Genomic DNA, 19,641 nt, shown 5'->3' with positions numbered 1-19,641 from the left:
CATCGGCGTTGCCATCGCGACAAAAAAGGGAGGCCGGTTTCTCCGGCAGAAGTGCGTTGCGGAGCGGTTGAATTTTACGAACACGACTTCAAGAATCATGTCCGGGAAACCAACGCAGTACTTGCCGGAAGTATCGTACGACATGCGACCCAAGCCCCCGGCGCCACCGGTGCCGATCATGGAAGACGACGATGCGCTAACGCCGGTCGGTCGTTTGCTGATCTGGATTCAGGAGAAATGGCCGGGCAAACTCGGCGGGTATATCAAGGGCAAAAAGACCGGCCTGGATCAGATTCGCCGTCCCGATGTGGTCATCGTGAATGACCCAGGTCAGCCTCCCGTACAGTCGAATATCAAGGCCGTCGTCGAAATGAAGTTCGATGATGGGTTTAGCCACGGGCAGGAAATATCGTACAAGCGGATTGCGGGTGACGATAGTAAATATGTCTCGCTAAGGCGGGCGGATTGTCCATGCGATGACGGAGAGCCACAGGGCAAGTCCGCCCGATCGGTACAGACACAATCCAATACGGATGAACTGTTCGGCGCGAACACGAGCGGAAACACTGCCGGGCCTTTCGGGTTGCCGCCCATGACGCCTGTCAGCCCCGGGTCACCCGCTCCTGGTGCGGTCTTTCCTTAAAGATCATGACAAACGACGAATTGGTCGCATGGGCGCATGACCCGCGACGACAGGACACCTTGCCCTTTGGGCTTTATGAGCCTCCTTACCAAAAGGCTATTGTCGGCGCGGCTCTTGTTGTTCGGGGTGTGGTGTATTTCAAGCAAGGGAATACCAAGCCGGTACGTGAAGCCCTCGTGAAGTGCTACGAGCGCTACATGGCTGCTCTCGATGAGTATGCGAAGGTCTACGCGCAAGCAGCCGGCACCGAGCCGCCGCGCGCGAGCCCGATGCGCTGGTTCTACGAGGAAGGCAAGAGCCCGGTGGCTTTCGATAAGGCGCGTAAATTCCCGAGCTTGGCGCGTGCCCAGTCGAGCGGCGCGCCAGTCGTTTCGGAAACAACGAGCGCCGACCACAAGCTTGCGGCGGGTTTCTTTTCGTTCGGTGTATTTTGCTTCGAGGATTGGCAGGCTGATTATGCGCTCGATACGCTCAAATTCAGCGTGCCGCGCCGATTTCTGCAGCTGTGTCCCGGCATTTTCGAGAAGCTGTTTGTGGCGTTCGTCGCGACGTTGCCGACCGTTTGGGGGCATGCTGGTTTTGGCGTGAATCTCCCGCCCACCGAGCAGGAGCCCAACGAAGCGAGCGAGAATTTCTGGTCGCGGTTGTACGGACCCGGCATCGACGTCGGGGAGCCTATGACGCATGCGACCATCGTTACGCGGGACAAGATCAAGACCGTCGACTGGCTGACGGCGCTCGACGCCGATCTCGTTCGTCAGCTAGGCGGTGAGGGCACACTGATGCTCCCGCCGGACTGGTTCCGCAAGACGCCGTTCGGCAATGGCGGCCTCGTCATCCAGGCCGGCCCGGAGCCGGCCGCCGGCGTGCCGATGGGTAAAGGGATTCCCCCGGGAGCCCCCGCCGCGTATGTGCTGCTCAATCACGCGCTGCGCCCGATCGTGGCGGAGTCGTCCGACATTCTGCAAGGCGGAACCGTGGACAGCACCGCGCCATTGCTCAATACCCGCGTGGCAACAGAGGCATGGTTGCAGCGCTTCAACGTGCCCGACGACGAGATAAACAGCTATTGGGTCGAACTGCACAAGACGCCGAAATTGTCGCCCGCGACGTGATATCGCTTCGTGATCAGGGCTCGACCCGCTTCGATATAAATCGAGCCCTTCGTCGCCGGCTGGTTCGTGCTTGAGGCATCAGTAGGCGACGCCTCGGCCACCGGGCGCGAGGGGCTTCTTTGGGCGATTCCGCCTGGGCGCAAGCCAGCGTGACAGCCAGCGGCGTGCCAGCAGCCGAGCGGAAACGCCGTCACGAGGCGGGATAAGCTGGAAAAGCCGGGAAGTCTCGCCGAGAACACGGCGACAAAGAAGTGGATGGTGCCCAGGGTCAGCCTTGATTTGCACGCGTAACCTTCTGATTCTTAGTGATGTTGAGCATGAGTGTCGAAATAACTACCCCCGTAGATACCCCCCGGCAGAGTACCTGCAACTTTTGACTCCGAGTATCCCGCAGCAGCTAGCAGTGACCAGGTTGGTCATCGGAACGGACGCGAGATCAAGTTGAGTAGTCTGATGTTGCGGTACTGGAGCGATGATGTTGATGACGTAACTGCCTATTTCTGTCGGACCCAGACGCAGTGATTAAGTACCCGTTGTCTCGTCTGGCCTACGCTGAACTGGCATAGCAAATGCCCGGCCGGTCCGTAAAGCACAGCTTAGTTGGATGGTGCCAAGGTTTATCTTCACCAACGAACTGCTTCGCGACAGAGCCCGCGAAGCGATCCTCAACTTCAAGAATAATTTGCCATGTCAGTACGAAGAACATCGCAACACTTTGGAGGCTCGGGAGCATCTCACAGATCAGGCTCTCGAATATGCCGACATGGAGGACCCGGAAAACTATCAGGCCTATCGCACGAAAGAGAACTCAGACGATATTGCGATTGTTCACGTCAGTCCTTCCGCCGATAGGTGCCGAATGAGATGGGCCTTTGCTTGCCAGCCCAGTAGTAGCGGGAGTGCTAGGCGTGACCGCCTGTGGCCGTAACGTGGAGGAAGAGGCTGAGCGAGTCCCGGAGGGTGTACTTTTGCCAGTCGCTTTGGCGTGACGGACCGCGAAATCGGAACCTGTACCCGCGCGCTTCAACGTTTACCCTAGGCAGCAAATCATCGACTTTTTATCGATAAATTCTCGTGCTAGATTGCGCGCATCGAGCCCGGCCGAAACCGGGCAGGCGGTGCCGCGTGCATGGCGCCGCGCGTCCGATACAAGGAGGAGCAATGCTGGTGCTGATTGGAGTGCCGATCGTTGTGATCGGTTTTGCGCTGCGCTTCAATGCCCTGCTGGTGGTCACGATCGCGGGGCTCGCGACAGGGCTGGCGGGCGGGCTGAATCTCGTCGACATCGTCAGCGCGTTCGGCAAGGCGTTCACCGAAAACCGCTACATGGGGCTCATCTGGCTGACGCTGCCGGTGATCGCTCTGCTTGAGCGCAACGGGCTCAAGGAGCAGGCGAAGCGGATGATCTCGCGCGTGCAAGCGGCCACCACGGGTCGCGTGCTGATGCTGTACTTCGTGCTGCGCCAGGCGACGGCCGCGCTCGGCCTCACGTCGCTCGGCGGCCACGCGCAGATGGTGCGGCCGCTGATCGCGCCGATGGCCGAGGCCGCGGCGGTCAACCTGCACGGTGAACTGCCCGAATCGGTGCGCCAGCAGATCCGCGCGCATGCATCGGGCGTCGACAACATCGCCGTGTTCTTCGGCGAAGACATTTTCATCGCGATCCAGTCGATCTTGCTAATCAAGGGCTTTCTTGAACAGAACGGGATCTCCATCGAGCCGCTGCATCTGTCGGTGTGGGCGATCCCGACCGCGATCGCAGCGCTCCTGATCCACTGCACGCGCCTCGCGCTGCTCGACCGCCGGCTGGCGCGTGGCTTTGGCCTGCTCGGGCGGGAGGGCGCACGATGATCGGCCTTGAATCGCTGTACACGCTTGCGGGGCTGATATTCGCCGCGTTCGCGTACTTCAACCTGATGGACCGCACGAACCCGCGCCGCATCGTCAATTTCGCGTTTTGGGCGATCTACGCGGCCACGTTCCTGTTCGGCGCGCTGCTGCCGCATTTCGTGACGGGCTGCCTCGCGATCGCGCTCGCGGCGATCGCCGGCTCGGGCAAGCTCGGGCGCGGCAAGTCCGATGAAGCGGGGGAAGCCGCGGCCGTGCGCCGCGAGACGCTCGCGCAGCGTTTCGGCAACCGGCTGTTCCTGCCCGCGCTGCTGATTCCGGTCGTCACGCTGATCGGTACATTCGCGCTGAAAGGAGTGCCGTTCGTCGACCAGAAGAGCGTGACGCTGATCTCGCTCGTGCTCGGCACGCTCGTTGCGTTCAGCGTCGCGCTCGCGATGCTGCGCGATTCGCCCGTGCATGCCATGAAGGAGGCGCGCCACACGATGGATGCGGTCGGCTGGGCCGCGATCTTGCCGCAGATGCTCGCGGCGCTCGGCGCGCTGTTCGCGGTCGCGGGCGTCGGCGGCGTCGTGTCAGGACTCGTGAGGGACTGGGTGCCGATCGATTCGCCGTTCGCGGTCGTCGCCGCCTATACGTTCGGCATGGCGCTGTTCACGATGATCATGGGCAACAGCTTCGCGGCGTTCCCCGTGATGACGGCCGGTATCGGGCTGCCGCTGATCGTCCACCAGTTCCACGGCAACCCGGCGATCCTCGGTGCGATCGGAATGCTGAGCGGCTTCTGCGGTACGCTGATGACGCCGATGGCGGCGAACTTCAATATCGTGCCGGCGGCGCTGCTTGAGCTGAAGGACAAGAACGGCGTGATCAAGGCGCAGTGGCCGACAGCCGTGTTGCTGCTCGCCGTGAACACGTTGCTGATGTATGCGTTCGTTTTCCGCTTCTGACGAGATGGACGAGCCCCTCATGACCGACCGACTGCCCCTCGAACTCGCGTCGAAATTCGCGTCGCTTGCGCTCGCGCACCTAACCCGCGAATATCCGAACAAGCTCACACATTCGCTCGCCAGCCCGCAGGACGTGCAGGGTCCGCGCGCGCTGCACCCGATCTTCTACGGCAGCTACGACTGGCATTCGTGTGTGCACGGCTACTGGCTCGTGCTGCGCGTGCTCGAACACTACCCGGCATTGCCGGCGGCCGAACGCATCGTCGCGATTGTCGATGCGCACTTCACCGAGGCGAACGTTGTCGGCGAACGCGCGTATCTTGCTCTGCCGCACAACAGTGGCTTCGAGCGGCCGTACGGCTGGGCGTGGCTGCTCGCGCTTGCCGCGCAGCTCGAGCGGCTTGCGCTGAGGGGCCCGCTGCCGCAGGCCGTGGGCTGGGCGAAGACGATGGCGCCGCTGACCGATCTGTTCGTGTCGCGCTTCGAGGCTTTCTTGCCGAAAGCGACCTATCCGCTGCGCGTCGGCACGCACTTCAACACCGCGTTCGCGCTTGCGCTCACGCTCGCTTTCGCACGCGACACGCAGCGCGACGGGCTCGCGGCGCTGATCGTCGATACCGCGAAGCGCTGGCACCTGAACGATGTCGCGTGCCAGGCGTGGGAGCCGTCGGGCGACGAGTTCCTGTCGCCTGCGCTGATGGAGGCTGAGTTGATGCGGCGGGTGCTGCCGGCGGGCGAATTCGACGGCTGGTTTGCGCGCTTCCTGCCTGATCTCGCGCGCGGCGAACCCGCGACACTGTTCGAGCCGGCGACTGTCAGCGACCGCAGCGACGGCAAGATCGCACACCTGGACGGGCTGAACCTCAGCCGCGCATGGTGCCAGCGTGCGCTGGCCGGCGCACTACCGGAAGGCGACGCGCGGCGCGCGAAGCTGCTCGACGCAGCCGACCGTCATCTCGCGAGCGCGCTCGCGCACGTGGCCGGTGACTACATGGGCGAGCACTGGCTCGCGACGTTCGCATTGCTTGCGCTGGAAGCGTAGCGCACGAAACTCCGGTGGCGGCAAGGTCTTCGGCGCGTGACTATACTCGCCGACCGTCGTCGATCACGTGACGCTCGACATGCCGCTCTAATGAAAGTACGGGGGAGTGAATATCCCCCGTAGGTGGCCGTCATTGGGCTTAAAAAGCAGTATTGAAGGATTCCAGCAGCCGAGCAGTAACGTCTTCCATTTCGGCAACGTAGCAAACGCGGGCCGGCGGGTGTGCGGCAAAGAATGCTTTGAATACTTTGTTGAACGACTGGAAGTAGAGGGCATCGGTCAAAAACGCTTTCATGTGAACAGTGTCTTCCTTGCCGAGGCCCGCCTCCGTCACGATGTCGAAGCAGTTCTGGACGGTATTTGCCTACTGGGAACCCGCCCGATCACCCAATGTGGCTGGTTGATCGACATGGGGCCCAAGGAGCGATGCCAGAGCGCGCTGCGTCGGCGGTGTCGTGGAGATCAGCCGTGCAGTTTCCTGCATCATCGGCACGAAATGCGACACCGCTCGATTGAGCGACCACTTGGAGGCGGACACGGAAACCTGCAAGCTCGCGACCACACGTTGAGCGAGATCGAATACCGGTACTGCGAGCGCGAGGTCGCCGCGGTAATACTCCCCGTTGCAGTACGCATATCCATCCTGGCGCGCCCTCTGCAAACGCTTGAGCAACTCGTCCACATCCACCATCGTACTGGGCGTGAAACGCACCGGTTGTGTGCTTTGCAGGCCCCGACGCGCCTGCTCTTCGGGCAGACACGACAGAAACGCCCGGCCGGCCGACGAACAGTACATCGGAATCCGGCGGCCAATCGGCATGTGCACCATCAGCCGCATCGGGCTCGGGAATCGGCCGATATAGATCATGTCCGTCCCGGCCGGCTCCGCCAGATTGACCGTTTCACCCGCGTTACGATTGAGTTCGAGCAGATAAGGATTGGCGCGATTCAGCAGCGGATGCGACTGCAGATAGCGACAACCCGCATCCAGGGTACGCGACGACAGCGAATAACGCTTACTGATCGGGTCCTTCATCAACAAGCCGATCGCTTCGAGCGTAAAGGCAAATCGCTGGGCCGCGCTACGACTGATACCCGCGGCAGCGGCAATCTCCGCCAAGCATCATCGATGCATGCTGCACATCGAATGCGCCCAGCACCGCGATGCCGGTGGCGAAAGATTGCACATAGAGCGTCGAGTCTTCTGGGTTCATGATCATCCGTGCGTTGGCAGCAACGTAAATCAGCTTAAAGCCGTACCGCTCGACAGCGGGATAGCTGTGGATCGTCGGAAAACCGGTGACCCGTTGTCCCGCCATCCCCGTGCAGCGACCGTCACGCCCCATCGTTAGCCCGTGATACCCACACACCAGTTTGCCGTCGCGAAGAAATACGGATGGCGCGAGTTCTGTATATAAAGCCGGCAAGTCGCGCCGGTCCGGGTGCCTGATAGCAGCACTATCTCCGAGTGACGATTGCACGTCGGTAGCAATGCATTGCGCGGCAAGGCTGTGACGCTATCGCGTCGAGCCGGATACTGCGGCGCAATCTATCTGTCCGCAGTTAGGGAACGGTGGTCCGCATGCGCCATCAGATCAACGACGAACGCACGCAGCACGGTCGGCTGCGCCGCGACGCGACGAGTGATCGACGAAAACGGCCATGTTGACGTCAGTTGTGACCCGATCTGGCGCATCTGGCCCGCATCGACCCATTGCTTCGCGTAGTGCTTGGGCAGAAAGCCAATGTAGGCGCCCGTCAGGATCAGGATCGCCTGTGTAGTGGTCAACTAATCCCGGACACTGCATTAAGTTTTTCTTCCGCAACCGCCGGCGCCAGTCCGTCATTGAACTGATGCGGCCGTATCCAGTTGTACCGGTGCATCAGGTAGTGGCTGATGTCCCGCTGTGCCTCCTGCGCCGACATGTAGCCCACTGACGGTAGCCATTCGGTCTTGAAGCTGCGGAACAACCTCTCCATCGGGGAGTTGTCCCAACAATTTCCTCGACGGCTCATGCTCTGCTGTATCCGATAGCGCCAGAGGCGCTGACGGAATCTCCGGCTTGCATATTGACCGCCTTGATCCGAGTGAAACAGCAAGCCTTGCGGTCGACCACGTTGCTCGTAGGCCATCTCCAACGCCTGCACGACCAGATCGGCATCAGGGCGTGTCGAGAACGCCCAGCCAACAGCCCGACGCGTGAACAGGTCGAGTACTACGGCCAGATAATGCCAACGGCCCTGCGCCCAGACATACGTGATGTCACCACACCACACCTGATTCGGCGTACCAACCTCGAATTCGCGATTGAGATGGTTCGGGATATCGATCCGCTCGACCGTGGCCTGCTTGTAGGCATGGCGGCCCGGCTGCTTGCAGATCAACCCGAGTTCTTCCATCAAGCGGCTGACCTTGAAGCGGCCAATCGCCGTACCTTCCTCGCGCATCATGCCCATGATGCTGCGACTGCCAGCAGAGCTTCGACTCTCGATGAATAGTTCGTGTACCCGGCTACGCAGTGCCATTCGCTCGGCATCAACGCGTCGGGTTCGCCCTCGATGGGCATACAGGCAGGACCGCGACACGTCGAATACCGCGCAGATCAGCTCGACCGATTCGCTTGCGCCAATCTGATCAATTACTTCGTACGTTCGATGCCTTCCGACATCAAGAGCGCGGCAGCCTTTTTTAAAATGGCCTTCTCACGCTCAAGGCGTTCGATACGCGCCTCGAGTTACTGAATACGCTGTTGATCCGGCGTGATTGCCTTGCCCTGCGGCGTGACGCCCTGGCGTTCCATCTGAAGTTGCTGCACCCAGCGGCGCAGCACCGTCTCGCCGACGCCGACCGAGCGGCTTGCTTCTATATGGCTATAGCCCTGGTCGAGCACCAGACACGCGGCTTGCTGTTTGAACTCCGGGGAAAACGTACGTCGTTGCTTGCTCATCAGACACCTCTTCATGGCGACCATTCTCGCCTAAATCAGTGTCCGGATTCATTAGACCACTACAAAGCGTGGCATTCCAACTTGTGATCCGCTTGGGTTTCCCGGACCAGATCTAGAGCGAGTTTTCCCGCGTTTGATCCGCTTGGGTTTCCCGGACCAGATCTAGAGCGAGTTTTCCGGCGTTTCGGGTCTGGTTGAACCCGGCAAAGGCATCAGCTGACGGGCGAATTCAGCTGGTGCCAACTCTTTGAGAGCAGAGTGAGGACGGCTCTCGTTGTAATCCCGGCGCCAGGCCTCGACGATCGCTTTGGCTTCGCCCAACGTCTCGAACCAATGTAGGTTCAAGCACTCATCGCGGAATGATCCGTTAAACGTCTCGATGTGGCAATTGTCCGTCGGCTTGCCCGGTCGGCTGAAGTCGATTTTTGCTTGGTAGTGGTACGCCCACATATCGAGCAGGCGCCCGGAAAACTCGCTGCCGTTGTCGACAAACAGATGCCGCGGAGCGCCGCGCCGAGCGGCGATTCGGTTCAATGCGGATACCACGTGTTCGCCTTTCAAGCGTTGCCCCACTTCGATCGCCAACGCCTCCTTCGTGAACACATCCACGATCGTCAAAGTGCGAAATTTCGAGCCATCAGCAAGCTGGTCAGCCACAAAATCCATACTCCAAGCGTCGTTTGGCCTGACCGGAACGATCTTCGCCACGCGCGTCACCACCATCTTTCGTCGCTTCGGCAATTTCGAGCGCAACTGCAACTGCTCTTCGCAATACAACCGGTACGCCTGATTCCGACCCAACTGCCAGCCTTCCCGGCGCAGCAGTACATGGACGCGTCGATACCCGTAGCGCACACGCGTATAGCCGTGTAAAAATTTCACCGTCGGATGCAGCCCCCGAGGCTGACTCGGCCACTTGAAACTTCAAGCCTACAGGCCATCGCTATGTTCAAAAAATCGATGCGGCGAACCGCCGCGACTATTGGTGCGGCAGCGACGGCATATTCCGCTGTCATGTGGCACGTATCTGCACAGGCAGGGATCGCGGCTTCAGCTTTGCCGTTGGCTGCAGACAAGGCAATCAAGTCGCTTCAAACCCTTTCGTCGCAAGAGAATCTTTGGGCTGCACAGGGGGCGGTTGTCGCTGGCGTTCTGTTCGCCATCGCCATCTTGCTTGAGGACGATTGATTCGGAAGTTCCAGTGTCGCAAGGCCGCGTCGGTCGATGTATAGGACTGGTCGAGCCTGCTAGGCTGGCGACCCACACATGCGCCTTCCGGACAGGGCAGCGGAGTCGGTCTGGAAAGAGTTCAGGGACGGCAATCCCGACATGAAGAGTGTCGAGCATATACGGTTCGATCGTCCGTATTAACGGCCACCACAGTTATGAAAAGTCGGCTGACGGAATTCTTCGGGTCTGATTTCGAAGTGGGTAATCCCCCCGAAAAACCGGGGTGATCAGAAGTAGAATTTTCTCGTTGAGGGAGTTCTACAGCATGAAGAAATCAAGATTCACGGACAGCCAGATCATGGACGCGCTCAAGCGCGTGGAATCAGGTCTGTCGGTGCCGGACCTGTGCGGGGAACTGGGCATCAGCACGGCGACGTTCTACAAATGGCGCTCGAAGTACGGCGGCATGGACGTCTCGCTGATCGTGCGGATGAAGGAGTTGGAGGCCGAGAATGCCCGGCTGCGCAAGATGTACGTCGAGGAGAAGATCAAGGCCGAGATCGTGGCGGAGGCGCTCGCAAAAAAGACTGAGGCTATCTTGCCGGCGTGAGATGGCCATGCATGCGGTGTCCAGCCGGGGCATTTCGATCCGGCTGGCATGTGAGGCATTCGGGATCAGCCAAGCCTGTTATCGGTACGTCAGTCGGCGCAGCGCCGAGAACGACGAGATTGCAAACTGGCTGCTGCGCCTGACGGACAACCATCGGAACTGGGGCTTCGGGCTGTGCTTCCTGTACCTGCGCAACGTGAAGGGCTTCTGCTGGAATCACAAGCGGGTGTACCGGATCTATCGCGAACTGGAACTGAACCTGCGGATCAAGCCGCGCAAGCGGCTGGTCCGGCAGGTACCGGAGCCGCTGGCGGTGCCGTGCGCCGTCCCAGGTCTGGTCGATGGACTTCATGCACGACCAACTGGCCGACGGGCGCAGCATCCGGCTATTCAACGTGATCGATGACTTCAACCGCGAGGCACTCGGCATCGAGATCGACTGCTCATTGCCATCGGAACGCGTGATCCGTGCGTTGCGGCAGATCATCGGATGGCGCGGCAGACCCAAGGCGATTCGGTGCGATAACGGGCCCGAGTACCTGAGCACAGCGATCATCGAATGGGCCCGACAGTACGGCATCAGGCTCGACTACATCCAGCCGGGGAAGCCTCAGCAGAATGCGTATGTCGAACGATTCAACCGGACCGTGCGGTACGAATGGCTGTCGCAGTACCACTGGGAAGACTTTGACCACATGCAGCGCTTCGCGACCGACTGGATGTGTTTAAATCACGACTGCCCGAACATGGCCCTGGGCGGATTTACGCCAAAGCAGCGGCTGGCCATGGCCGCTTAGTTTCTACTTCTCCGGCAGCGAGCTTTTCACGGGCTTCGTCGCGCTTCTTCCGTGCGGTCGCCAATGCAACTTCCGGGTAGACGCCGAGCGAGTAGCGCTTTTCCTTGCCCCCAAACCTGTATTTGAGCCGCCACCACTTGCCCCCGCTCGGGGCGATTTCCAGATCGAGGCCGCCTCCGTCGAACAGGCGCACGGGCTTGTCGGCAGGCTTGGCGTTCCGGATGGCTGTATCGGTTAGTGGCACGGGGGCAACTTCTGACGGGTAAGGCAATTTCGGGTTAGTTGCCCCCAATATTGCCCCCGGCTGTCTACGCACCACACGGCACTTTGCCGGAATGAAAAAACCCGCGAAGCCTTGTGCTGTCGCGGGTTTTGGGACTTCCGGGAATTTCCCGGAACTATGTCATGGTGCCCAGGGCCGGAATCGAACCGGCACGCCTTGCGGCGGGGGATTTTGAGTCCCCTGCGTCTACCAGTTTCACCACCTGGGCAGATCCGTGTGTCTGCGCATACGAGCGCACGCGACGAACCAAGGATTATGTCGGAAAACCTCGGGCTGGGCAAGCGGTGCGGTGCGGCCGTTCGCGGCTCCGCGCCCGCCGTGCGTTTCCCCTGGTCCGGCTGCCTGCCGGGACGACCTGCCCGCGCCATGCGAAGCCGTCGTAGCCGCCGAACGCCGGACGAGGCCCCGACGGCTATGCCCAACCCGTTCACAGCTCGTAGGTATCGGCCTCGCCCTTCAGCGCCTGTTCGATCAAGCGCCGGTTCAGCGTCGGCGACAGCAGCTCGACGAGCGTATACACATAGCTGCGCAGGTAGGCGCCCTGCTTGAGCGCGACCCGCGTGACGTTGCTGCCGAACAGATGGCCGACCGGAATCGCGCGCAGGTTGCGGTCGCGCTCCGGGTTGAACGCGATATCGGCCATGATGCCCACGCCGAGCCCCAGCTCGACGTAGGTCTTGATCACGTCCGCGTCGATCGCCTCCAGCACGATGTCGGGCGACAGGCCGCGCAGCGCGAACGCCTGGTTGATCTTCTTGCGGCCCGCGAACGCGTCGTCGTAGGTGATCAGCGGAAACTGCGCGAGATCGTCGAGCGACGGCGGCTTGCGTTCGAGCAGCGGGTGATCGGCCAGCACGACGGCTGTGTGGTGCCACTGGAAGCAGGGCAGCGACACCAGTTCCTTGTAGTCGGCGATCGCCTCGGTCGCGATCGCGAGGTCGGCCTGGTCGTGGATCACCATCTCGGCCACCTGGGTCGGGCTCCCTTGCAGGATCGACAGATGCACCTTCGGAAAGCGCTTCTTGAATTCGGCGATCGCGGACGGCAGCGAGTAGCGCGCCTGCGTGTGCGTCGCCGCGATCGTCAGGTTGCCCTGGTCCTGCGCGGCATAGTCCTTTCCGACCCTTTTCAGGCTCTCGACTTCCTGCAGGATCCGCTCGACCGATGCGAGGATGATCCGGCCCGGCTCGGTCAGCGAGCGCACGCGCTTGCCGTGGCGCGTGAAGATCTCCACGCCCAGCTCGTCCTCCAGCTCGATGATCGCCTTCGACACCCCCGGCTGCGACGTGTACAGCGCCTTCGCGGCCTCCGTCAGATTGAAATTCTGACGGACGGCCTCGCGCACGAAGCGAAACTGGTGCAGGTTCATTTATAACCCTTCCGCATATAGACAGAATTTTTTAGTCGTTTGAAATATAAAGGGAGTTTATTACGATTCCCCAGTGTTTTTCAAATATGGATATCTGTTTTCGTCATTAGCAAATGAGCGGGCGGCGGGAGGCCGGCTCGGTGCGGGCGGAGCAGGATTCGGGCGCGGCGTGGCTAGGACGTCGCGCGGTCATTCTAGAAACCCTGGGGTCCCCGAATGTATCAGTACGACCAATACGACCAGACGATTGTCGACGAGCGCGTCGCGCAGTACCGCGACCAGGTTCGCCGCCGCCTGTCGGGCGAGTTGAGCGAGGAGGAGTTCCGTCCGCTGCGGCTGCAGAACGGCCTGTACCTGCAGCGCCACGCGTACATGCACCGCATCGCGATCCCGTACGGCAACCTGCGCAGCGACCAGCTGCGGATGCTGGCGCGGATCGCGCGCGAGCACGATCGCGGCTATGGCCACTTCTCGACCCGTTCGAACCTCCAGTTCAACTGGATCAAGCTCGAGGAAACGCCCGAGATCCTCGCGAAGCTCGCCTCGGTGCAGATGCACGGGATCCAGACCTCGGGCAACTGCATCCGCAACATCACGGCCGACCAGTTCGCCGGCGTCGCGCAGGACGAGGCGATCGATCCGCGTCCGTGGGCCGAGATCCTGCGCCAGTGGTCGACCTTCCATCCCGAGTTCGCCTGGCTGCCGCGCAAGTTCAAGATCGCGGTGTCGGGCGCGAAGAGCGACCGCGCGGCCGTGCAGATCCACGATCTCGGCGTGTACCTGTCGCGCAACGACGCGGGTGAGGTGGTCGCGAGCATCCTCGCGGGCGGCGGTCTCGGCCGTACCCCGATCGTCGGCGCGATCATCCGCGAGAACCTGCCGTGGCGGCATCTGCTCACGTACTGCGAGGCGGTGCTGCGCGTCTACAACCGCTACGGCCGGCGCGACAATCTCTACAAGGCGCGCATCAAGATCCTCGTGAAGGCGCTGTCGCCGGAGAAGTTCTCGCAGCAGGTCGAGGAAGAGTGGCAGCACCTGAAGGACGGTCCGTCGACGCTGACCGAAGCCGAACTCGAACGCGTGGCGCGCGATTTCGCACCGCCGGCGTACGAGAAGCTGCCGGACACCGATGCGTCGTTCGAGCAGCGCCTGCTCGACAACAAGGCGTTCGCCCGCTGGGTCGAGCGCAACGTCGCGCCGCACAAGGTGGCGGGCTACGTGGCCGTCACGCTGTCGCTGAAGCCGACGGGGCCCGCCCCCGGCGATGCGACCGATGCGCAGATGGAAGCGGTCGCCGACTGGGCGGACGCGTATTCGTTCGGCGAGCTGCGCGTGTCGCACGAGCAGAACCTGATCCTCGCGAACGTGAAGAAGCGCGACCTGTACGCGCTGTGGGAAAAGGCCAAGGCGCAGGGTTTCGCGACGCCGAACATCGGCCTGTTGACGGACATCATCGCGTGCCCGGGCGGCGATTTCTGCTCGCTCGCGAACGCGAAGTCGATTCCGATCGCGCAGGCGATCCAGGCGCGCTTCGACGATCTCGACTACGTGTACGATCTCGGCGACCTGTCGCTGAACATCTCGGGTTGCATGAATTCGTGCGGCCATCACCACGTCGGCAACATCGGCATCCTCGGCGTCGACAAGGACGGCGCCGAGTGGTATCAGGTGTCGCTCGGCGGCGAGCAGGGCACGGGCGCGGGCGGCGCGCGGCTCGGCCGGGTGATCGGCCCGTCGTTCTCCGCGCACGAGGTGCCGGACGTGATCACGACGCTGGTCGACACCTTCGTCGAGCAGCGCGCCGACGGCGAGCGCTTCATCGACACCTACAACCGCATCGGCCTCGCGCCGTTCAAGGAACGTGTGTATGCGGCGCGCCAGCCCGCGCACGCGTGAAACCGGCTACAAGGAATCAGCAGATGGCTTTGATTATCAAGAACCGCGCGGTGGCCGAGGATGCATGGCAGGTCGTGCGCGCGGCCGAGGACGGCGCACTGCCCGCGGCGGCCGCGCTGCCGGCCGGCAAGGTGCTGGTGCCGCTCGCGCTGTGGCAGGCGGAGCGCGACGCGCTCGTCGCGGGCCGCAGCCGCGACGCGCTCGGCGTCTGGCTCGCGCCCGACAGCGAACCGGCCGACCTGGTGGCCGATTTCGATCGGATCGCGCTGATCGGCGTCGATTTCCCGCGTTTCGCCGACGGCCGCGGCTACAGCATCGCGCGCCTGCTGCGCGAGCGTCATGGCTGGACGGGCGAGCTGCGCGCCCTCGGCGACGTGCTGCGCGACCAGCTGCTCTATATGTCGCGCTGCGGCTTCGATGCGTTCGCGGTGCGCGCGGACAAGGACATCCACGACGCGCTGCACGCGTTCGGCGAGTTCTCGCAGCGCTACCAGGGCGCGGTCGACAATCCGTCGCCGCTGTTCCGCCGCCGCGATGGCGCCGTGCAGAAGGTGGGCGCATGAATACCGTCGCGCCGGGCGTCGCGCCTGAACTGGCCGACAAGATCGCCCGCCTCGACGCGCTGCTCGCGACGATCGGCGCGCGGCATCCGCGCGTGAAGTTCGCGAGCAGCCTCGCGGCGGAAGACATGCTGCTGACGCACGCGATCCTGTCGAAAGGCGTGGCGATCGGCATCTTCTCGCTGAACACGGGCCGTCTGCATGCGGAGACGCTCGGTATGTTCGACCGCGTGCGCGAGCGCTACGGCTACGAGATCGAGCAGTTCCAGCCGCGCCAGGACGCGGTCGACGCCTACGTCGCGCAGCATGGCCTGAACGCGTTCTACGAGAGCGTCGACCTGCGCAAGGGCTGTTGCGCGATTCGCAAGGTCGAGCCGCTCAACCGCGCGCTCGCCGGGGTCGACGCATGGGTGACGGGCCAGCGCCGCGAGCAGTCGGTCACGCGCGCGGAGCTGCACGAGGAGGAGCGGGACGAGGCGCGCGGCATCGCCAAGTACAATCCGCTCGCCGACTGGACCGAGGCCGACGTGTGGGCGTACCTGAAGGCCTTCGAGGTGCCGGTGAATCCGCTGCACGCGCGCGGCTACCCGAGCATCGGCTGCGAGCCCTGTACGCGCGCGGTGCGCCCCGGCGAGGACAGCCGCGCCGGCCGCTGGTGGTGGGAATCCCGCGACACCAGGGAGTGCGGGCTGCACATTCCGATCACGCCGCTGCCGTCGGGTGCCCCGACCGAATCTGCCGGCGCCTGAGCCGTCGTAATAAGATTGAATCCCGCGCCACCCGGAAACGGTGGGCGCGACCCAGAACAAGGACTGATGACCATGAGCACGACGCTCGAACACTCCGCCTTTGCCCCGCCCGTCGGCAGCGCCGGCCGGATGGGCCACCTCGACTGGCTCGAGGCCGAGTCGATCCACATCCTGCGCGAACTCGTGGCCGAATGCAGCAAGCCCGCGCTGTTGTTCTCGGGCGGCAAGGATTCGGTGGTCGTGCTGCACCTTGCGCTGAAGGCGTTCGGCCTCGGCGCGAACCGCAAGACGTCGCTGCCGTTCCCGCTCGTGCACATCGACACGGGCCACAACTACGGCGAGGTGATCGATTTCCGTGATCGCCGCGCGCAGGAGATCGGCGCGGAGCTGATCGTCGGCCACGTCGAGGATTCGATCGAGCGCGGCACCGTGGTGCTGCGCCGCGAGACCGATTCGCGCAACGCCGCGCAGGCCGTCACGCTGCTCGAGACGATCGAGCAGCACGGCTACACCGCGATGATCGGCGGCGCGCGCCGCGACGAGGAAAAGGCGCGCGCGAAGGAGCGCATCTTCTCGTTCCGCGACGAATTCGGCCAGTGGGACCCGAAGGCGCAGCGCCCGGAACTGTGGAGCTTGTTCAATGCGCGCCTGCACAAGGGCGAGCATCTGCGGGTGTTCCCGATCTCGAACTGGACCGAGCTGGACGTGTGGCAGTACATCGCGCGCGAAGGGCTCGAACTGCCGTCGATCTACTACGCGCACCGCCGCGAGATCGTGCGCCGCAACGGTCTCCTCGTGCCGGTCACGCCGCTCACGCCGATCCGCGAGGGCGAAACGAGCGAGCAGGCGCTGGTGCGTTTCCGCACGGTCGGCGACATCTCGTGCACCTGCCCGGTCGCGAGCGACGCGGACGACGTGGAGAAGATCATCGCCGAAACCGCGGTGACCGAGATCACCGAGCGCGGCGCGACCCGGATGGACGACCAGGCCTCCGAGGCGGCGATGGAGCAGCGCAAGAAGCAGGGTTATTTCTGAGGCACACGAGGACACCGACATCATGAGCATCATCGAGAATCACGAAGACCTCGGCGTGCTGCGCTTCATCACGGCAGGCAGCGTCGACGACGGCAAGAGCACGCTGATCGGCCGCCTGCTGTACGACAGCAAGGCCGTGCTGTCCGACCAGCTGTCCGCGCTGTCGCGCGCGAAGAACAAGCGCACGGTCGGCGACGAGCTGGACCTCGCGCTGTTGACCGACGGCCTCGAGGCCGAGCGCGAGCAGGGCATCACGATCGACGTCGCGTATCGCTACTTCGCGACCGCGAAGCGCAAGTTCATCATCGCCGACACGCCGGGCCACGAGCAGTACACGCGCAACATGGTCACGGGCGCGTCCACCGCGCACGCGGCGATCGTCCTGATCGACGCGACCCGCGTCACGTTCGAGCAGGGCGTCGCGCAACTGCTGCCGCAGACCAAGCGTCACAGCGCGATCGTCAAGCTGCTCGGCCTGCAGCACGTGATCGTCGCGATCAACAAGATGGATCTCGTCGACTACAGCGAGACCCGCTTCAACGAGATCCGCGACGCCTACGTCACGCTCGCGCAGCAGCTCGGCCTCGCCGGCGTGCGCTTCGTGCCGGTGTCGGCGCTGAAGGGCGACAACATCGTCGGCGCGAGCGAGAAGATGCCGTGGTACGCGGGCGAGGCGCTGCTCGACGTGCTCGAGCGGCTGCCCGTCGAGGTCGACGCTGGCGACGCGTTGCGCTTCCCGGTGCAGTGGGTCGCGCGCCAGGACGGCAGCTCGGCCGATGACTTCCGCGGCTACATGGGCCGCGTCGAGGCGGGCGCGGTGCAGGTCGGCGACGCGCTCGCGGTGCTGCCGTCGGGCCGCGAGGCGACGGTCGCGGAGATCATCGCGCCGGTGCCGGGCGGCACCGCGGCGGTCGAGCGTGCGTTCGCGGGGCAGGCGGTCACGATCCGCTTCGCCGAGGACGTCGACGTGTCGCGCGGCGACACCTTCGTGCCGGCCGCGCGGCGTATCGAGCCTGCGAAGAAGCTCGAGGCGGACCTGTGCTGGTTCGACGACACGCCGTTGTCGACGCAGCGCAAATACCTGCTCAAGCAGACCACGAACACGGTGCTGACGAAGATCGGCGCAGTCCGGCAGGTGCTCGACGTGCATACGCTGTCGCATGCGACCGACCGCCACGATCTCAAGATGAACGATATCGGCCGGGTCGCGCTGACGCTGCAAAAGCCGATCGTGTGCGACACCTACGATGCGCACCCGGGCACGGGCGCGTTCGTGCTGATCGACGAGGCGACCCATCACACGGTCGCGGCAGGGATGATCCGCGAATTTTCCGCATGATGGTCCGGGCCGCGCGTCGCCGCGCGGCCCGCTTGCACGGATTCGAGGAAACGGAACACATATGGGCAAGGTGTATCTGATCGGCGCGGGACCCGGCGCGGCGGACCTGATCACGGTGCGCGGCGCGCGCCTGCTGGCCGACGCCGACGTGGTGCTGCACGACGCGCTCGTCGAGCCGGCGATGCTCGATTACGCGCCGGCGCATGCGCGCCGGATCGCGGTCGGCAAGCGCTGCGGGCAGCGCTCCACCGCGCAGCAGTTCATCAACAAGCAATTGGTCGACGCGGCGCGCGAGCACGCGGTGGTGGTGCGCCTGAAGGGCGGCGATCCGATGCTGTTCGGGCGCGCCGACGAGGAGATGCGCGCGCTCGAGGCGGCCGGGATCGACTACGAGGTCGTGCCCGGCATCACCGCCGCGCTGGCCGGCGCGGCGACGCTCAAGCGCTCGCTGACGCTGCGCGGGGTCGCGCGCAGCGTCGCGTTCGCGACCCACAGCCGCGCGCCGGGCAGCGAGGCGCTCCGCGAGCAGGTGAACGCCGATTCGCTGGTCTACTACATGGGCCGCGACAGCGCGCCCGGCATCGCGCGCGAGCTGATCGACGCGGGGCGCGCGGGCACGACGCCGGTGGCGATCGTCGAGGCGTGCAGCACGCCGCGCGAGCGCCGGCTGACGCTCACGCTCGATGCGATGGCGGCCGGGGACGCGCAGGCCTGGCTCGATGCGACGCAACCGAGCCTGCTGATGATCGGCGAGGCATTCGCCGCGCGAGGAGCGGGCCAGGGCGACGGCGAAGCGGAGCCCGGGGCGGAAGGCGGCGGGATGCGCGACGCCGCGTGAGGCGCGTCCGGGAATAAAAAACGCTGGCCGTGGGCCAGCGTTTTTTTATGCGCGTTTCAGGGCGTCAGGGCGCGGGAGGCGGCTGGCGCAGACAATAGCCGGCGATCGCGTCGAGCACCGCGTCGTTTTCGCCCACCGCGCTCGCGCAGGCGAACGCGATGCCCGGCTGGGCGGCGCGGCAGGCGTCGAGCAGTTGCGGCAGGTCGCGGCGCACGTGGCCGCCCTGGCCGAAGAAGACCGGGATCACGGTGATCGCGTCGCAGCCTTGCGCGGCGAGCGCGGCGGCCGCCTCGGGCAGCGTCGGCGTCATCAGTTCGAGAAACGCGAGCACGACGGGCGCGTCGGCGCCGCGCGCCGCGCGCAGCCGGTCGGCGAGCCGTTCGAACGGCTCGGCCCAGCGCGCGTCGCGCGCGCCGTGGCCGAACAGGACGAGACCGTGTTTGCCCATG

At 63.8% G+C, this 19,641-nt stretch carries 17 protein-coding genes, 1 tRNA gene and 5 pseudogenes; 13 read left to right on the top strand and 10 right to left on the bottom strand.

Annotated elements, in window-relative coordinates; genetic code table 11:
* Positions 1-178: 178 nt before the first annotated feature.
* The 5 genes from Bsp3421_RS25795 to Bsp3421_RS25775 all read left to right on the top strand — a co-directional run bounded on the left by Bsp3421_RS25795 (position 179) and on the right by Bsp3421_RS25775 (position 5,598).
* Positions 179-643, top strand: a complete 465-nt coding sequence (locus Bsp3421_RS25795) for a nuclease (protein WP_273998720.1) — start codon at positions 179-181, stop codon at positions 641-643.
* 5 nt (positions 644-648) lie between these two features.
* On the top strand, positions 649-1,758 hold the full coding sequence (locus tag Bsp3421_RS25790; protein ID WP_273998719.1) for a type VI immunity family protein: 1,110 nt from the start codon (positions 649-651) through the stop codon (positions 1,756-1,758).
* Positions 1,759-2,919: 1,161 nt separating this feature from the next.
* Positions 2,920-3,609 carry a DUF969 domain-containing protein gene (locus tag Bsp3421_RS25785; protein WP_273998717.1) on the top strand — a complete coding sequence of 230 codons (690 nt, stop codon included), beginning with the start codon at positions 2,920-2,922 and terminating at the stop codon, positions 3,607-3,609.
* Positions 3,606-4,556 carry a DUF979 domain-containing protein gene (locus Bsp3421_RS25780; RefSeq protein WP_273998716.1) on the top strand — a complete coding sequence of 317 codons (951 nt, stop codon included), beginning with the start codon at positions 3,606-3,608 and terminating at the stop codon, positions 4,554-4,556. Before Bsp3421_RS25785 ends, Bsp3421_RS25780 begins: the two co-directional genes overlap by 4 nt.
* A gap of 19 nt (positions 4,557-4,575) precedes the next feature.
* Positions 4,576-5,598 (top strand): DUF2891 domain-containing protein, encoded by a 1,023-nt coding sequence (locus Bsp3421_RS25775; RefSeq protein ID WP_273998713.1) that lies wholly within the window; start codon positions 4,576-4,578, stop codon positions 5,596-5,598.
* 139 nt (positions 5,599-5,737) lie between these two features.
* On the opposite strand, the gene Bsp3421_RS25770 is transcribed toward Bsp3421_RS25775, so the two are convergent.
* The 6 genes and pseudogenes from Bsp3421_RS25770 to Bsp3421_RS25745 all read right to left on the bottom strand — a co-directional run.
* Positions 5,738-5,932 carry a Rid family hydrolase gene (locus tag Bsp3421_RS25770; protein ID WP_337995290.1) on the bottom strand — a complete coding sequence of 65 codons (195 nt, stop codon included), beginning with the start codon at positions 5,930-5,932 and terminating at the stop codon, positions 5,738-5,740.
* A 30-nt stretch (positions 5,933-5,962) separates the two neighbouring features.
* Positions 5,963-6,718, bottom strand: coding sequence for an IclR family transcriptional regulator (locus Bsp3421_RS25765; RefSeq protein ID WP_273998710.1), 756 nt, complete (start codon positions 6,716-6,718; stop codon positions 5,963-5,965).
* A 118-nt stretch (positions 6,719-6,836) separates the two neighbouring features.
* Positions 6,837-6,989: pseudogene (locus Bsp3421_RS25760) on the bottom strand (aromatic ring-hydroxylating dioxygenase subunit alpha); the annotation flags it as partial.
* A 158-nt stretch (positions 6,990-7,147) separates the two neighbouring features.
* Positions 7,148-7,387, bottom strand: a complete 240-nt coding sequence (locus Bsp3421_RS25755; RefSeq protein WP_273998709.1) for a hypothetical protein — start codon at positions 7,385-7,387, stop codon at positions 7,148-7,150.
* Positions 7,384-8,546 (bottom strand): annotated as a pseudogene (locus Bsp3421_RS25750) (IS3 family transposase). The gene Bsp3421_RS25755 and the pseudogene Bsp3421_RS25750 overlap by 4 nt, the downstream one beginning before the upstream one ends.
* Before the next feature lie 162 nt (positions 8,547-8,708).
* Positions 8,709-9,407 (bottom strand): annotated as a pseudogene (locus Bsp3421_RS25745) (IS3 family transposase); the annotation flags it as partial.
* An 84-nt stretch (positions 9,408-9,491) separates the two neighbouring features.
* Here Bsp3421_RS25745 and Bsp3421_RS25740 point away from each other — a divergent pair.
* The gene (locus Bsp3421_RS25740) at positions 9,492-9,734 is read left to right on the top strand and encodes a hypothetical protein (RefSeq protein ID WP_273998708.1); all 243 of its coding nucleotides are present in this window, start codon (positions 9,492-9,494) and stop codon (positions 9,732-9,734) included.
* A 307-nt stretch (positions 9,735-10,041) separates the two neighbouring features.
* Positions 10,042-11,123 (top strand): annotated as a pseudogene (locus Bsp3421_RS25735) (IS3 family transposase).
* Between the two features lie 10 nt (positions 11,124-11,133).
* On the opposite strand, the pseudogene Bsp3421_RS25730 reads toward Bsp3421_RS25735, so the two are convergent.
* From Bsp3421_RS25730 to Bsp3421_RS25720, 3 genes and pseudogenes are all read right to left on the bottom strand, one after another.
* Positions 11,134-11,367, bottom strand: a pseudogene (locus Bsp3421_RS25730) (Arm DNA-binding domain-containing protein); the annotation flags it as partial.
* Between the two features lie 162 nt (positions 11,368-11,529).
* Positions 11,530-11,614: transfer RNA gene (locus Bsp3421_RS25725), tRNA-Leu, on the bottom strand.
* A 219-nt stretch (positions 11,615-11,833) separates the two neighbouring features.
* Positions 11,834-12,775 (bottom strand): CysB family HTH-type transcriptional regulator, encoded by a 942-nt coding sequence (locus Bsp3421_RS25720; RefSeq protein ID WP_273998707.1) that lies wholly within the window; start codon positions 12,773-12,775, stop codon positions 11,834-11,836.
* Between the two features lie 216 nt (positions 12,776-12,991).
* Here Bsp3421_RS25720 and Bsp3421_RS25715 point away from each other — a divergent pair, with 216 nt between their 5' ends.
* From Bsp3421_RS25715 to cobA, 6 genes are all read left to right on the top strand, one after another.
* Positions 12,992-14,671, top strand: a complete 1,680-nt coding sequence (locus Bsp3421_RS25715) for a nitrite/sulfite reductase (RefSeq protein ID WP_273998706.1) — start codon at positions 12,992-12,994, stop codon at positions 14,669-14,671.
* A gap of 23 nt (positions 14,672-14,694) precedes the next feature.
* Entirely contained in the window at positions 14,695-15,234 is a 540-nt protein-coding gene (locus Bsp3421_RS25710; protein ID WP_273998705.1) for a DUF934 domain-containing protein, read from the top strand.
* Positions 15,231-15,980 (top strand): phosphoadenylyl-sulfate reductase, encoded by a 750-nt coding sequence (locus Bsp3421_RS25705; RefSeq protein WP_273998704.1) that lies wholly within the window; start codon positions 15,231-15,233, stop codon positions 15,978-15,980. Before Bsp3421_RS25710 ends, Bsp3421_RS25705 begins: the two co-directional genes overlap by 4 nt.
* Positions 15,981-16,052: 72 nt before the next feature.
* Positions 16,053-17,015, top strand: coding sequence for a sulfate adenylyltransferase subunit CysD (gene cysD, locus Bsp3421_RS25700; RefSeq protein ID WP_273998700.1), 963 nt, complete (start codon positions 16,053-16,055; stop codon positions 17,013-17,015).
* Between the two features lie 22 nt (positions 17,016-17,037).
* Positions 17,038-18,354, top strand: a complete 1,317-nt coding sequence (locus Bsp3421_RS25695; RefSeq protein ID WP_273998699.1) for a sulfate adenylyltransferase subunit 1 — start codon at positions 17,038-17,040, stop codon at positions 18,352-18,354.
* A gap of 61 nt (positions 18,355-18,415) precedes the next feature.
* A complete protein-coding gene (gene cobA / locus Bsp3421_RS25690) occupies positions 18,416-19,192 on the top strand; it encodes a uroporphyrinogen-III C-methyltransferase (RefSeq protein WP_273998698.1) in 777 nt (258 codons plus the stop codon).
* Between the two features lie 64 nt (positions 19,193-19,256).
* Here cobA and Bsp3421_RS25685 read toward each other — a convergent pair whose 3' ends face one another.
* The gene (locus Bsp3421_RS25685) at positions 19,257-19,640 is read right to left on the bottom strand and encodes a sirohydrochlorin chelatase (RefSeq protein WP_273998696.1); all 384 of its coding nucleotides are present in this window, start codon (positions 19,638-19,640) and stop codon (positions 19,257-19,259) included.
* Position 19,641 lies beyond the last annotated feature (1 nt).

Source organism: Burkholderia sp. FERM BP-3421 (assembly GCF_028657905.1).
Taxonomy (GTDB): domain Bacteria; phylum Pseudomonadota; class Gammaproteobacteria; order Burkholderiales; family Burkholderiaceae; genus Burkholderia.
Note: the sequence above shows the minus strand (reverse complement) of the source record. Positions and strands in the feature narration are given on the sequence as shown.